The 14,839-nt window shown below is 61.9% G+C and carries 15 protein-coding genes; 1 reads left to right on the top strand and 14 read right to left on the bottom strand.

All coding sequences use genetic code 11. The annotated features are described in order from the left end of the window. Positions 1-38: 38 nt before the first annotated feature. Genes QDT69_RS22860 through QDT69_RS22850 form a run of 3 tightly spaced genes read right to left on the bottom strand, consistent with a single transcriptional unit; the run spans position 39 to position 3,081 of the window. The gene (locus QDT69_RS22860) at positions 39-875 is read right to left on the bottom strand and encodes an ABC transporter ATP-binding protein (protein ID WP_279708785.1); all 837 of its coding nucleotides are present in this window, start codon (positions 873-875) and stop codon (positions 39-41) included. Continuing rightward, on the bottom strand, positions 872-1,675 hold the full coding sequence (locus QDT69_RS22855; RefSeq protein ID WP_279708728.1) for an ABC transporter permease: 804 nt from the start codon (positions 1,673-1,675) through the stop codon (positions 872-874). Before QDT69_RS22855 ends, QDT69_RS22860 begins: the two co-directional genes overlap by 4 nt. Beyond that, a complete protein-coding gene (locus tag QDT69_RS22850; RefSeq protein WP_279708784.1) occupies positions 1,672-3,081 on the bottom strand; it encodes an ABC transporter substrate-binding protein in 1,410 nt (469 codons plus the stop codon). Before QDT69_RS22850 ends, QDT69_RS22855 begins: the two co-directional genes overlap by 4 nt. A 461-nt stretch (positions 3,082-3,542) precedes the next feature. Between QDT69_RS22850 and QDT69_RS22845 the strand changes: the two genes are divergently transcribed. Further along, a complete protein-coding gene (locus QDT69_RS22845; protein WP_279708727.1) occupies positions 3,543-4,259 on the top strand; it encodes a Crp/Fnr family transcriptional regulator in 717 nt (238 codons plus the stop codon). On the opposite strand, the gene QDT69_RS22840 is transcribed toward QDT69_RS22845, so the two are convergent. The 11 genes from QDT69_RS22840 to QDT69_RS22790 all read right to left on the bottom strand — a co-directional run bounded on the left by QDT69_RS22840 (position 4,260) and on the right by QDT69_RS22790 (position 14,833). Beyond that, positions 4,260-5,222 (bottom strand): HEAT repeat domain-containing protein, encoded by a 963-nt coding sequence (locus QDT69_RS22840; RefSeq protein ID WP_279708725.1) that lies wholly within the window; start codon positions 5,220-5,222, stop codon positions 4,260-4,262. A 1-nt stretch (position 5,223) separates the two neighbouring features. Continuing rightward, positions 5,224-5,457 carry a ferredoxin family protein gene (locus QDT69_RS22835; protein WP_050420777.1) on the bottom strand — a complete coding sequence of 78 codons (234 nt, stop codon included), beginning with the start codon at positions 5,455-5,457 and terminating at the stop codon, positions 5,224-5,226. A gap of 17 nt (positions 5,458-5,474) precedes the next feature. After that, positions 5,475-7,211, bottom strand: coding sequence for a fumarate reductase/succinate dehydrogenase flavoprotein subunit (locus QDT69_RS22830; protein WP_279708724.1), 1,737 nt, complete (start codon positions 7,209-7,211; stop codon positions 5,475-5,477). A 9-nt stretch (positions 7,212-7,220) separates the two neighbouring features. Further along, entirely contained in the window at positions 7,221-7,514 is a 294-nt protein-coding gene (locus QDT69_RS22825; protein WP_279708723.1) for a DUF971 domain-containing protein, read from the bottom strand. A 69-nt stretch (positions 7,515-7,583) separates the two neighbouring features. Beyond that, entirely contained in the window at positions 7,584-8,405 is an 822-nt protein-coding gene (locus QDT69_RS22820; RefSeq protein ID WP_279708722.1) for an ABC transporter permease, read from the bottom strand. A gap of 4 nt (positions 8,406-8,409) precedes the next feature. Next, the gene (locus tag QDT69_RS22815; protein WP_279708721.1) at positions 8,410-9,207 is read right to left on the bottom strand and encodes an ABC transporter ATP-binding protein; all 798 of its coding nucleotides are present in this window, start codon (positions 9,205-9,207) and stop codon (positions 8,410-8,412) included. Between the two features lie 14 nt (positions 9,208-9,221). After that, on the bottom strand, positions 9,222-10,208 hold the full coding sequence (locus tag QDT69_RS22810) for an NrtA/SsuA/CpmA family ABC transporter substrate-binding protein (protein WP_279708719.1): 987 nt from the start codon (positions 10,206-10,208) through the stop codon (positions 9,222-9,224). Next, positions 10,205-11,644, bottom strand: coding sequence for an allophanate hydrolase (gene atzF / locus QDT69_RS22805; protein ID WP_279708718.1), 1,440 nt, complete (start codon positions 11,642-11,644; stop codon positions 10,205-10,207). The genes QDT69_RS22810 and atzF overlap by 4 nt, the downstream gene beginning before the upstream one ends. Further along, a complete protein-coding gene (locus QDT69_RS22800; RefSeq protein WP_279708717.1) occupies positions 11,641-13,074 on the bottom strand; it encodes an amidase in 1,434 nt (477 codons plus the stop codon). Before QDT69_RS22800 ends, atzF begins: the two co-directional genes overlap by 4 nt. Before the next feature lie 422 nt (positions 13,075-13,496). Beyond that, a complete protein-coding gene (locus QDT69_RS22795) occupies positions 13,497-14,309 on the bottom strand; it encodes a CmcJ/NvfI family oxidoreductase (RefSeq protein ID WP_279708716.1) in 813 nt (270 codons plus the stop codon). A gap of 209 nt (positions 14,310-14,518) precedes the next feature. Then, positions 14,519-14,833, bottom strand: coding sequence for a hypothetical protein (locus QDT69_RS22790; RefSeq protein ID WP_279708715.1), 315 nt, complete (start codon positions 14,831-14,833; stop codon positions 14,519-14,521). Positions 14,834-14,839: the final 6 nt, after the last annotated feature.

Below are 14,839 nucleotides of genomic sequence, written 5' to 3'. Positions count from 1 at the left end.
AGCCTGCTAGCGACGCTAAGGGAATCTCTCACTCATCCCTACCTGATCCAAAGCGGGCTCAACCTGGCCAGCGGCTCCGGGCTATCCGGCGGTCTGAGAAGATCGAGGATCCGGCGCTTCAGACGCACAAAATCCGGCTCGGTGACAAGCTCGGCCCGGCGCGGCCGTCCGAACGGGAGGCGGATATCCTCGATGACCCGACCCGGTCTGGCGCTCATGACAATGACGCGGTCCGCAAGAAACAGTGCCTCCTCGATATCATGCGTCACGAAGATGGTCGTTGTTGGGATTCTCGTCCAGATGTCGAGCAGAACCTCCTGCATCATGCTGCGAGTTTGCGCGTCCAACGCACCGAACGGCTCGTCCATCAAGAGCACGCGTGGTCGGTTGATCAGAACGCGCGCGATCTCGACACGCTGCTGCATCCCGCCGGAGAGTTGCGAAGGATAGAAGTGCTCGAAGCCGTCGAGGCCGACCAACCGCAGCATCTCGTCAGCGGCCTGGTACCGCGCGCTCCTGCCAACACCACGCATCTTCGGACCGAACGCGACATTGTCGCGAACACGCTTCCACGGGAACAGCGTATGTTGCTGAAATACGATTCCGCGATCCGGACTCGGACCGAGCACCGCCTGGTCATCCACCGTCAAGCGCCCGCGCGTTACCGGCAGGTGGCCTGCCAAGGCACCGAGCAGGGTGGACTTGCCGCAACCGGATGGGCCGAGCACGCAAACCAGTTCACCTGGCGCGATTGCAAAATCGAGATCACGGACAGCCTCAAAGGCGTCGGCACCATCCCCGAGCGAGATCGATATGCGCTCGATGCCGATGCGCCCGACAGATCTCGTCGAAACATCAGATATCCGAATATTCATCGTGCGGCCGCCGGCTGTCGCCACGGCATCAGGTAATGTCCCAACGTCGTCAGGAGCCAGCTGCTGCCCATGCCAAGCAGGCCGATCACGAGCATGCCGACGATGATATCGGCATAATTCTGAAGCGTGTAAGCCTCCCACGTATAGTAGCCGATGCCAAATTGGCCGGAAATCATCTCCGCGGTAACGAGGCAGAACCACGATGTGCCCATGCCGATGGCGAGCCCGGTAACGATGCTCGGCGCAGCGCCGGGCAGCACGATCTCACGGAGAATGGCGGCAGGCGTACCGCCAAGACTGCGCGCGGAGGCAACCAGCCGGCGGTCGATATTCGCAACGCCATGCACGGTGTTGAGAATAATAGGAAACAACGCACCGATGAAGGTGATGAAGATCATCGACATTTCCGACGACGGAAAGATCAGGATCGAGAGAGGTATCCAGGCCACCGCGGGGATCGGCCGCAACAGCTCGAGCGGCGGCAGCAACAGGTCACTCGCGGCGCGCGAGCGGCCGATCGCAAAGCCGAAGCCAATTCCCAACAGGACCGCTGCTCCGTATCCCGCAAATACCCTCCAGAGGCTGCTGCCGACATGCGCCAGTAACTTGGGCGACTTGAGCAGCACGATCGCGGACTGCAAGACTTCGGTCGGTGGTGGCACATTGCGGAATGTGACGAAGCCGAGGCTCAGGTGCGCAGCTGAGGCGAGCTGCCACAGCACGATGCAAGCAACGATCGAGAGACCCCGAACCAGCCAGCGTGCCCACGGCACCTGGCCGGCGGTGCGTGTGGCTGTCATTCTCCCCGGCTCGCGACGAGCGATTCCCGCGCGCCGGCATAGTCCACCACTACGCCACCATGCGCCTTCGACCACCTTTCCGCCCCATCCTTCAGCAGGAACGCACTGAGCTCCCCCTTTGGCGACCGTACAAACCATGCCTGATTTGCGAACAGCTTGATGCCGGTCTCGCGATCCTGGGCATAGATGACGCGAATCGCCTTGCCTTGCTTCTCCAAGGCTGCAAGAGCCGTCAAAGCGCCTTCCGATGAACTAAAGTGCTGAACGAGCGGCTCATCCTTGACCCAAATCTGGGCGAACCGACTGAAATCCGCGATCTTGGCGCCGGTCGTCGCATCTTGGGCCTTCAGCCCAAGCTGGTCGTAGCTCTTCAGCCGCGCTTCGTAGTCACCGCCAGCTTCCGCAACAGCCGCCCGGATGTATTTGTCGGTCACGAACTGATTGATGTCGAGGTCGCTATCGGCGCGCTTCAACAGCTTCAGTGTCTTGATCGAGGTGGCCACCGCCTGACGATATTCGGGCTTCCAGGTCACGTCGCGGGTTTGCAGGCCGAGCGGTCCATGGAACAGATAGACGACTTCCGCCTCGATGCCCGTCACCTTGGCGATCAGGTCGCTGTATTTCTCCGGCTCGTTCGCGATCAAGCGATCCGCCTCGAGTGCGGCGCGCAGGTAGGCAACGACGATCTCCGGATACTTTTCCGCGTAGTCGGCATCGACCAATGCGCCGTGAAACGTCGGCGCATTGGCTTGCGAACCATCAAAGATCTTGCGGGCAAATCCGCGCCAGGGGAACAGTTCCGCAAACGGCACGAAATCGGCGTGCGCCTCGATCTTGTTGGCCTGAAGCGCAGGACCGGCGACTTCAGGCGCCTGGGTAATGATGTGGACGTCGGTCTCCGGGTTCCAGCCCTCGGCCTCGATGGCGCGCAGAAGCATGCCATGCGACGTCGATGCGAAGGGCACGGAGATCGTCTTGCCCTTGAGATCCTTGATCGACTGAACCGGAGAGTTCGAGGGCACTACGATGCCGTTGCCGCTGCCCTTCGTGCTGCCGGACAGGACACTGATGAAGAGGCTCCGGCGGCCCGCCTTCTGGAACGCCACTCCGTTGAGCGAACCCGGAAAATCCGCCATCGCGCCAAAGTCCAGCTTGCCGGCCACCATTTCATTGGTCAGCGGCGCGCCGCTGGTGAAGTTCTTCCATTGGATGTCGTAGGTCACATCCTTGTACTTGCCGTCATGCGGCAGGAACTTCTCCAGCAGCTTGAGCTCGCGAATCAATAAGCCGCCCGTCGCACAATTGATGGTGGTGTCCTGCGTCCCGACTGCGACCCGGATGGTTTCGGCCTGCGCTATCGCAGCTAGGCCAAATAGAGCAAGCGCGGCGGTGGCTGCTGTCTTCATAAAGGAAAGCGAACGCATCGGCCTATCTCCAACGATCGATCGGCGGCCGGCAGCCGCCGCAAAACGCAGGAGCGGACTATCGAGCCGACACCACGGCAACAGAAGCAATTACTTGCATCGCGTCGGAGGAGTCATTCGCTGGCGGATTCCGATCGCGGTACGCTGCAAGCGCTTCAAATGATTTTCTCATGCCAGGCGGATCGGCAGCAAATCCATTCCAGCGGAATGTCATTCTCGCGTCAGCTTTGCTAAGTGCGTTGCCGGACATTCAAAGAAGTGGACTTCGCCATCTCCTCACACTTAGCTAGGGGACGACAGCGCAGGACACCCGGACCGCAATGACCACAATCAAGGAAGCTTCCGAAGGTTACTCCCGTTCTGCAATGGTGCAGACGGGCCTCTCCTTGGACGGTAGCTGTCGAACAAGGGATGGTCTTCCTGTCTCCAGCGGACCGCGCGCAATGGCCAGCGACTCCGCTTTCTTCATGAGCGAGAGCATCGACGGCCTCAACGTCGGCGCGCAGTTCCTGGATCGCTTGTCCGCCGAACAAAAGGCCCAGGTCCTGGCCGCCGGACGTGCCGTTTTCACCGCGCAGGGCGAAGTGGTGTTCAGCCAGGGGGAGCATCACAGCGGCATTTACATCATCAGGAGAGGGCAGGTCCGCGTCTACTACACGGCCCCATCCGGCCGGGAGATCACCCTCGCCTACTGGACGCCTGGCCACTTCATTGGCGGCCCCGAGATCTCCGGCGGAGGACCCCACATGTGGTCTGGCGTCGCAATGGAGGACTGCGAGATCACGGCTTTGTCCAGCCCCGCGCTGCAAAGATTGCTGGTCCGGGTGCCGGCTTTCGCACTGGCATTGATCGATGGGCTCATCGCCAAAGGCAAGTGCTATTCGTCGATGGCGCAGATGCTCGGAACTCGCTCGGTGATCGAGCGGCTCGCCCAGTATCTCTTGAATCTCGCCGAGCTTTATGGAATCGCCGACGGCGATACAGTCATCATCAACCGAAAACTGACACATGACCAGATCGCCGCAATGGTTGGCTCGACCCGCCAGTGGATCACCATGATGCTGAAGCGGTTCCAGACCAAGCGTATCATCGCGATCGAGGACGGCGTCATAAGGATCAGGCGGCTCGATCTCCTCGAGAACATCCTGTTCAAGGAATAATCAGCCGCCGCCAATCTGCCCAAGCGCCCAGATCACGGTCTTTCGAACGTCGGGATCTGCATCGCCAGTATGCCGCGTGAGGGCGTCGCGCGAGCGTTGATCGGCGATATCGCCGAGCGCCGCGGCGGCATCCTTGCGCAACGAAGGCAACTCGTCGTCAAGGAAGGCAACAATAGCTTCGACCCCGTCCCGAACGCGCAACCGGCCAAGATTTTGCAATGCCTTTTGACGAACCTGCCAGTAGCCGTCGGCGAGCGAAGCAATCAGCGCGACAGCGGCTGACGCCTGACCGATCCGCCCAATCGCTTCCGCCGCAGCAGCCCGGACCTGCCACTCCGGATCCGAGAGCGCGGCGGCTGCGGCCTGAGCGGCGACCTCGTTCCGAGCGAACGACAGCGCGTTGACGGCCGCAAGCCGGACATCCGCAGATTTGTCTCGCGTTGCGCTGATCAAGGATGGCAGCGTTTCGGTCTTCTTGAGATAGCCGATCACTCCCACGGCCTGCACACGGACGCCGGGGTCGTCGTCACCAAGCCCTGTAATCGCGGGACCGAGCGATGCATCGACCTGGAGTGCCTTCAATGCCCGAAAAACTGCCGCACGCACAAAGGCGGCCGGGTGAGTGACTAACGGCAAGAGGACGCCACTCGCCTCTGGATCGCGGAGTTCGGCAAGACTGTCAGCGGCCGCCCGGGCGACCTCCGCGACGGGGTCGGCTACGGCGCCGATCAGGGCCTTGGCAACATCGATGCCGTCAAACTCGCCAAGTGCTTGCGCGGCCTGCTGGCGCACCACCGGTTCAACGTCGAGGATGGCACCCGCCAGCAACGGGACCGCCTCACCACTCGACGTCTCCACGAGGTCAAGCACCGCCAGTCGGCGCACCGATGGATCTTCACTCGCTAGCCGCTCAGCAATCTCTTCGAGATCGCCGAACGCCTCAAACGGCTCGAACACGGTCATGTCAGCGCAACAGATAGGGAATGTTGACCGTCACGGCGCCGGTCGGGCAATCAGTCTCGCAGGGCATGCAGTACCAGCACTCGTCGTATTTCATGTAGGCCTTGCCGGTGAGATCGCTGATCCTGAGCACGTCCAGCGGGCAGACGTCGACGCAGACCGTGCACCCCTTGTCCGCAATGCATTTGGCCTCGTCGACGACAACTGGAACAGCGGTTGGCGTATGAGCAATTGGCATGAGACGTCCGCTTCTCTCTAGGCGTGCTGCCGGATGCGCTGGCGGTCGTAGGCCGAGCGCTCGGATTCGTCGATTGGCACAATATAGGGCGCGACCGGCCGCTTCTCCGCGGTCATCCGTCCGTCCCGTTTGCGCAGGATGCTGTGGCAGAACCAGTCGTCATCATTCTTCTCGGGATATTCGACGCGGTGATGATAGAGCCCCCAACGGCTCTCGGTACGAAACAGCGAAGCAAACGCCGCCATTTCGGCACAATCCAGGATCGACGCGGCTTCCAGTGAACGCATCAGTTCGTGCGCGTCACGCACCACCATCGCGCTCTCCATATCCTCGCGGATTTCGGCGAAACGCGCCTGGCCCAGTTTCATCTTCGCGGTCACCTTCGGCGGCTGAAGATAGTCATTCACGAAGCGTCGCGTCTTGTATTCGAGCTGGTTTGGCGGGATGCCATCCTCCCGTCGTGTCACGGCCAGCACGCGTTGCTGCTCGCGAATGACATCGGCGGCATCATAGTCAGCGAGATCGATGTTGGCTGCAACTTCCGCCGCGTGCTCGCCCGCCACCGCCCCGTTGGTGAAGGCGCCGAGCATGTAATTATGCGGGACGCTTGCCATGTCGCCGGCGGCATAGAGACCCGGCACCGTGGTACGCGCAAATTCGTCGACATAGACCCCCGAAGCACTATGCCCAGAGCAGAAGCCGATCTCGGAAATATGCATCTCGATCATGCGTTCGCGGTAATTTGTCCCGCGATTCTCGTGGAACCGTCCCCGTGACGGCCGCTCGACCTGATGCAAGACCGCCTCGATCTTGCCGATCGTATCGCTGTGCAGGTGATTGAGTTTCAGGAATACAGGTCCCTTGCCGGACTGCAGCTCGTTATAGAACTCCTGCATCATCTGTCCCGACCAGTAGTCGCACTCGATGAAGCGGTTGCCTTCGCTGTTGGTGGTGTAGGCTCCGAATGGACCGGCCACGTATGCACAGGCGGGACCGTTGTAATCCTTGATCAACGGATTGATCTGATAGCATTCAAGGTTCGCGAGAGCGGCGCCAGCATGGTAGGCCATGGCATAGCCGTCGCCGGAATTGGTGGCATTCTCGTAAGTGCCCCAGAGATAGCCCGATTGTGGCAAGCCCAACCGGCCCGCGGCGCCGGCACAAAGGATGACGGTCTTCGCGCGCAACACCAGAAACTCGGCACTGCGGGTGTTGACGGCGATTGCACCGGCGATCCGTCCGTCGCGTCCGGTCAACAGCCGCGTCGCCATGTAGCGGTTCGAAATCAGGACCTTCTCGCGGCGCAATTGGCGATAAAGCGCCTTCTTGACGGTATCGCCGTTCGGCATCGGCAGCACGTAAGAGCCGAGATGATGAACCTTCTTGACGTCGAAATCGCCGTTCTCGTTCTTCTGGAACTTGATGCCAAAGCCGTCGAGTTCCTGGATGATTTCAAAGCAGCGTGACGCATATTTGTACACCGGCGCCTGATCGCAGATGCCGTCATTGGCGATCGTAATCTCCTTGGTGTACTGCTCCGGCGTCGCGTAGCCTGGGATGACCGCGTTATTCAGTCCGTCCATGCCCATCGCGATCGCACCCGAGCGCTTGACGTTGGCCTTCTCGAGCAGAACGACGCGCGCTCCCGGACTATGGCGCTTTGCCTTGTAGGCCGCCATCGGTCCGGCGGTCCCTCCGCCGATCACCAGGATGTCGCAGACGACCTCCGACAGGCCATTTTTGATCTCATCCATACTTTACCCTCAGGCTGGCTGCTGTCCGGCGAGTTCGCGCAAATAGGACCACGGGTAGATTCCACGATCATGGCCATCCGAAAAATGGAGCCGCAGCGCGTAATTCCCGATCGGTTCGATCGCCGCGATGTGGAGATCCGGCGGGAGCGCCAGCTCGATGCCCTCGATCTGCCGACGGATTTCGCTCGCCGCACGGCTGGCTCGGCGCAGGACCACCGCATCAACCTGCCGGATCCCGCAATCCGGCCAGGTCAGCGCCAATGCCGTTGCGTCCTCGCATAACTCGACCTGGGATGGTTGCACCTCGCCTCTCCTTCTTGGCACGGCTTGTAGGCCAAGCCGTCGCCTCTGGCGCGCAATAAATTGCTTTCGCTATCTGGTGATTGGACGACCAGAGGCCCGCTCGATTTGCGAGCCCTTCTGTCCTGCTTGCTCGGCGCCGTACCAGGGCAGCAACCTGTGGACCGCGCGTTCAAACAGGAGGTCGGCCGCAAATCCCATCCCGCCGAGCACGATCAGCCCGACGAACATCTGATCGACTCGAAATACCTGTTGCGACATCTGGATCAGATAGCCGACGCCGAACGCTGCTCCAGCCAATTCCGCCGCCACCAGAACGACCAGCGCAACCGACAGGCTGATGCGAAGCCCGGCGATGATGAAGGGCAGCGCGCCGGGTATGACGACGTAAGCGAAGTTGCGCCAGCCGCCTGCGCCGAGACTCGCTGCCGCCCGTCCGAGCAGCGGGCTCACGTCGCGCACACCGATATAGGTGTTGACCCAGACCGGGAAAAAGACGCCCCACGCGATCAAGAATATCTTGGACGTCTCACCAATGCCGAACCAGAAAATCGCCAGCGGAACGAAGGCAAGCGACGGAACGGCGCGAAACATCTGCACGAGGGGATTAATCGTACCGTGTAACAGCGGCGACTGCGCCATCGCGACACCAAGTGCCACGCCAAGCACCGATCCGCCGAGGAAGCCGATCGCGGCCCGCAGCAAGCTGGCACCGAGATGGCGCGGCAATTCGCCCGTTACGAGCAACTCCCATGCGGACTGGACGATCGTAGTCGGCGCGGGCAGCATCACATTGTTGACGAGGCCGCTCCGGCTGAGCGCCTCCCACGCGCCAAAGAAGGCGAGCGTGCCGATGATGCCGGCGACGCTGTGGCGGCTGACGCCGAAAGCCATGCTCTTACTCCGCCGTTTCCAGGCCGATCGCCCGCGCGACGCGCTCGTAAAGCTCATTGAAGCGCGGCGCGGTACGGCGGCGCGGACGCGGCAGATCGATCCTGATGTCCTCCACGATCCGTCCCGGGTTCGGCGACATGACGATCAGCCGGCTCGCAAGCACGAGCGCTTCGGCGATGTTGTGGGTGACGAACAGGATAGTTGGCTGCTCCTGGCAGTGAATCTCGACCAGCTTGGCTTGCAGGGAGCTGCGCGTCATCGCATCCAACGCCGCGAATGGCTCGTCCATCAGCAGAAGCGACGGACGGGTCGCAAGCGCGCGTGCGATGGCGATGCGCTGTTTCATTCCGCCGGACAGTTCGAAAGGATACTTCGCACCTGCATCGGGCAAGCCAACGAGCCCGAGCAGATCATGCGCAATCTTCGCTCGCTCGCGCGCGGCGCGCCCCGCCATCCGGAGCCCGAACTCGACATTGGCCTGCGCCGTCAGCCATGGGAACAAGGAATAGTCCTGAAACACGACGCCGCGTTCGGAACTCGGCCCCTTGATCGCTTGGCCACCGACGCGAACGACGCCCTGCGCTGGAATGACAAAGCCGGCCAGGATGTTGAGGAGCGTGGTCTTGCCGCACCCGCTCGGCCCGAGAACGCAAACGAACTCGCCTCGATCGACGGTGAGCGAGATGCTCCCCAGCGCAGTGGCACGGCCGCGGCCGGAATCGTAGACATGCCCCAGCTCGACGCAGGTGATCAGCGGCTCACGCACGGCGGTCTGCGAGGAGATCTCCACTCTTGCATTCATTCCCGCCGACCACCCTATTCCCGGCTCGCCCGATCCAGCACGGACGTCACCACCACCGTGTTGAAGTCCGGAATTTTGGCATCAGGTCGGACCAACTTGCTGTCGACGGCCCACTTCGCTTGCTCTTCCATCAGGGACACCAGCGACGTCTTGTCGAGCTCGAGCTTGAAATTTGCCCGCTTCCAAAACGCCTTTGCGATTGTGGGATCGAGCTTGATGCGCTCGGCGGTCAGCGTGGCCGCGGCATCAGGGTCCTTTCTTATATTGTCGTCTGCCTCGAGCAGCGCCTTCACTGCCTTGGCGAGCAGGTCCGGCTTGCTGTCGATTGTCGATTGCAACGTGATGATTGTTGAATAGGTGTTGTAGAGGCCTTCCGAGCGAATGATGTGGAACCTGTCCGGGCTTTGCGCGATGGCTTGCGACAGATGCGGCTCCGTCCAGATGAACCCATCGATCGCACCGCCCGCCAGGCTGCTGACGAAATCGCCCGGATTTAAGCTGACCGCCGTGATGTCCGACCACGCCAGACCTTCCTGCCTGAGCAGCTTCGACAGGTAATAATGCGCGTTCGTCCCCTGCGAATAGCCGATACGCCGACCCTTGATATCCTTGGTGGTCTTGATGTCCTTGATGGCGACGAGATCGAAGGGTTCATGCCGGTTCAACGTGCCGATAATGCGTACCGGCAGCCCGTTCAGGGTAGCGAACACCACGGGCGTTTCCGCCGCGGTGCCGATCACGACGCCGCCGCCGACCAGCGCATCCAGCACCAGGCGGCCACTGGCAAAGGTCGAAACCTTCGGCGCCAGCCCCTGCTTCTGCCAGGTCTTGTCATGATCGGCGACGAAGAACTGGCCCCAGCCGAGCGCAATCCCTTCACCAATCGTGATGTCCTGAGCGCGTGAAGGCGCGCTCGCCAGCGACATCACGGCCGCAAGCGCGACGGCCGCGGCTCGTGCGAGCCTGCTCGATCCGGCAAATAAGGCGGCAATAGACGTCACGATATGGTCTCCCTGTCTCGGCGGGCATGAACCGGACTCGCGGCCCGGTGCACGTGGCGTGCACCGAGCGGCAGGCCGGCGCCGTGAAAGCGCTGCGCCAGGGCAGCCGCATGATGGTCGGCGAAAGCCGGGGCGATCACCGTGATGCCTTGTGGTAAGCCGTTGGGCAGAAACCCGGAGGGAACGGCAACCGCCGAAAGATCGGCCAGATTGACGAAGTTCGTATACGTCCCGAGCCGCGCGTTGAGCGTGACGGGATCGGCCGCGACCTCATCAATGCGGTAGATTGTGCCGGTGGTCGGCACGACGATAACGTCAATCTCGTTCCAGAGCTTCTCAATCTGGCGCTTCAGAATATTCAGCCGCTGCTGCGCTGCGAAGACTTCTCCGCCGGAAACGCCACGCCCTCCAAGCAGGATGTCGCGGGTGACCGGAAACAGGGCTTCGGGCTGGCTGTCGACGAACCGGCTCAGAGCGCCGTAGCGATCGGCCAGCCACGGCCCGTTGAACAGAAGATCGTTGATCTCCGCGAATGGGGCGTAATCGACCTCGACCTTGCGGCCTCCGAGGCGCTCCAGTCGTGCGACCGCCTCGCCGAACAGCGCAGCCGCATCTACATTGCCGAAGAAGTCCAACCACGGCGACGCGGGAACACCGAAGCGGAATTCGGCCGGCAACGCACGGACTGCCGCTGGCGATCCCGTCCGCGAGAACGGATCCTCCTCGTCGTACCCGCGCGCGACATCAAATGCCGCCTGCGCATCCCCAACCGTTAGCGCGAAGATTGAGAGCGTCTCGATTGAGCGGCAGGCCGCGACCGATCCGACACCACTGATCAATCCTCGCGTCGGCTTCAGTCCCACGACATTATTAAAGGCCGCCGGCACCCGTCCCGATCCACCGGCATCAGTCGCGAGCGCAAAGCTGACCAGTCCTGCCGAGACCGAGACCGCCGCGCCCGAGCTGGATCCACCGGGAATATAGGCGGGATCGAACGGATTGCGCGCAACGCCATAGGGCGAGCGTACCCCGACCAGCCCGGTCGCGAACTGGTCCATATTGGTCTTTCCAATCAAGATGGCTCCCGCCGCCAGCAGCCGTCCGACTGCCGGATTATTCTTCGCCGGCTGATAGGAAAATTCCGGACAGGCCGACGTGGTCCGCAGGCCGACCGTATCGATACAGTCCTTCACGCTGAACGGAACGCCCCAGAGTGGCAATACCTGCCGCTCGCGGCTCGGCAACGACTCAAGAAGTGCAGCTCGCGCGAGAGCATCCTCGCGCGCCACGACACTGATCCAGACGCCGTCCGCGCCGCGCCGGGCGATGTCGTCCAGGATATGCTCGACCACGGTCGACGGCGTTAACGCGCCGCTGGCGTAGGCGATCGTCAGTTGCGGCAGTTCGAGGTCAAGGCTTTGGGGGTGCTCGGTCATGACGGATCCAGTGGGCGCGGGAATGGCCTTGCCTGCTCGAAGGCACGTGCTGCGCGCAGAACGGTCGTATCAGCGAATTTTGCTCCGATGATCTGCAGACCCACCGGCAATCCTGCCTCGGTAAGGCCCGCCGGCACCGAGGCTGCCGGCTGCTGCGTCAGGTTGAATGGATAGGTGAAGGGGGAGCGGATCGGCCGAACCACAAGGTCGGCCTCCGATGCGTCGATCGCCGAAGCGGGATATGCCGTGGTGGGTGTGATCAGCAGATCCCAATCCTGATGGAACCGATTGAAATGTCGACCGAGCGCCTCTCGGCGATCGACTGCCTGCAGATAGGTGACGGCATCGATCGCCCGGCCCTTCTCGGCAACAGCCTGCAAGCCCTGCTCGACCAGGGCGCGATGAGCCGGATCGAACGAGGCCAGGAGCTTGGCTGCACCCGCGAACCAGAAGGTCTGGAAGAGATCGATGGGATCTTCGATACCAGGGTCGACCTGTTCGACGATCGCCCCGAGCCCGGCAAGCGTGTTGGCCGCCTCGCTGATGATCTTCTCAATCTGCGGGTCGATGTGCGCGTAGCCGAGCTTCGGACTGAATGCGATGCGCAGGCCTCGGACACCTTGATCGAGCCCGCTTCTCCAGGAGAAGTCGGCTGGCGGCAACGCGGTCCAGTCGCGCAGGTCTGGCTGCCCGATCACGTCGAGCAGCAAGGCCGCGTCCCGCACCGAGCGTGTCATCGGCGTGACGTGGAAGAGCGTTCCATTCTGCGACGGCGGATAGACGGGAACGCGACCAAAGGTCGGCTTGAACCCGAACACGCCGCTATGTGCGGCTGGAAGCCGGGTCGAACCGCCGCCATCCGTGGCAACATGCAGCGGCCCGAAACCCAGCGCCGCGCCCGCCGCGGATCCGCCGCTACTGCCGCCCGGCGTGTGGGCGATGTTCCAGGGATTGCGCGTGACGCCGGTCAACGGACTGTCGCCGAGCCCCTTCCAACCGAATTCCGATGTTGTCGTCTTGCCGAGCAGCACCGCGCCCTGCTCCCGCAACCGGGCCGTGGCAGGCGAATCCTCGTTCCAGTCTTGCGCCGGATCGATCGCCCGGCTGCCCCGCAGCGTCGGCCAGTCCTTGGCGAGAATGAGGTCCTTGAGGGCGACCGGCACGCCATCGACCGGACCGAGTGGCTCGCCACGCCGCCAGCGGATTTCGGATTGGCGCGCCGACACACGGGCGGCATCAGCATCCAGCAGCGCGAAGGCGTTGACATGGCGATCGAGACGCCCAATGCGATCGAGTACCGCCTGCGTTGCTTCCACCGGCGAGAGCGTTCCTGCCCAATAGTGCTCGACCAGATCGGTTGCAGAAAGAAGGGCGATGTCATCCGACCCGCGCGGCCGCGAAGCTGGCAAGGGAGCATTTTGAGCGGACATGCGCGCTACCTCATTTATCCATCAGGGCACCATTTGCCGGACGAATGATGGCTAGGCGCTCACGTCCGCGAACATCAGCAATTAATTGCGGAACTGCGAGTAGCGCGAGAAGATCGCAACATCTCAAACGTCCACCAATACTGCGTCGGAATGAAAATCTCCGAATCGCAGCTCCCACGACGAAGTCTGCCTCGGTCGTTGCGGGACTCGTCCACACCGCCCGTCCGTAACCGGGCTCTCATTGAAAACTGAAAGTGTATGACATTGACACGAACACCGATTCCCGCAGAGCTCGGGCGTCAGAGGTACGGTGCCGGCGGGATACCACTCGCCTTTGCTCGAAGGGATTTCGGCGATGGACGCGAACCTACGTTTGAAGGTAACGCCGGCTTCCTGCGCCGCCGAGATCCCTTCTCGGACTGCTATCCAAAAAAGACCAAGGCGCGAACCTCTATGCTCTCACGCGGCGGCGCGCCGGGTGCGAGCGGATTTTCGAACGAGGTGTGGAACGATAGCCGCGCACGACCATCATTGGCGCTGTCATGAATCCGGATCAATAGCGCCTCGTCGGTCTGCATCTCGGAAAAATAGTACCAGCGATGGTTCGGTTTGTATTCCACTCGAGACGTTTCGCCACGAACATGAGCGTAAACGAGATCGCTGGGAATCAGATCATCATCCGTGAATGATCGCGCGTCGCACAGCGCCAGCGGTGAATCCAATACCGGACCGCGCAGCGGACGCCATACATTGACGATCCCAAATCGATGCTTCAGCAATTCGTCCGCCTCAGCTCCGAGGTGATCGCGGACCCGCCGGGGCGCAGAGTTGACGGTATGATCGTTGTGGACCTGCCGCGATGGCGGCGCAAGACCAGGAACGCTCGCATTGCGCACGTTGTGATCGAAGATGTATACGCGGCTGGCGCCGACGGCGTCGCGCAGCAATTGCTCAACTTCCGGGTAATAGACGCGCTTGATTTCTTCCGAGTCGTAAAAATTGGCAACGGCGGTAGGCGCGTTGACCAGCGAGAAACCATTGCGGTCGAGCGAGAATTCCGACTCGCGTCCGCGCGCGTCCTCGATCGTCACCTCACGCTCATCGTCGATACCATTCCATTGCGGTACGCCAGGGGGTGGCTCGATACGGTAAAAGGTCGGCTTCTCACCGCCGCGCTTGAGGTAGTGCAGTTTCGCGGTGAGATTGCGAGGAAAGATGGGTCCGTCGAGCGCCATGATCGCTACTCCACGTTGGCTCGCGGGAGATACCGCGACAGCTTTCTGGTTGCGATACTATCGCCCCGGCGCACGAACGTCAGCGTCGCCATTCACCAAAGATTTCTCGTCCGCGCATGTGAAGCACCAAAACTCGACACGCAGAGGGCAATTGCTTCTCTTTGCAGCCGGAGCGCGCTTGACGTCCCGCGAAGCAAATCTCGCCGCTCTCAATCAAGACAGGCAACGAAGACGTCGGCCGCCTCGCCGGCAAACTCTGCGGCCCACTGCCGAAAGATCGTAATCTCCGGATCCGTCGCGACCCGCAAACGGCTTTCGGCATTCTCCACACGACGTCGCCGTGAGCAAAAGCTGCCAAGCGCCAAGGCGAACCAGTTTGCCCGCGTCATTGCTTCCGCGTCCTCACGGCTCCCCGCCTCGAATGCCAGCCTTCGCGCCCCCTCCGTCTCGAGGACGAACACGCCGAGGTCGGGCGCGAGATGTCGCGGAAAACCGCTGACAAAAATGCGTTGGGTGACAGGCATTGCACC

This window comes from Bradyrhizobium sp. CER78, assembly GCF_029846235.1.
Classification (GTDB): domain Bacteria; phylum Pseudomonadota; class Alphaproteobacteria; order Rhizobiales; family Xanthobacteraceae; genus Bradyrhizobium.
Note: the sequence above shows the minus strand (reverse complement) of the source record. Positions and strands in the feature narration are given on the sequence as shown.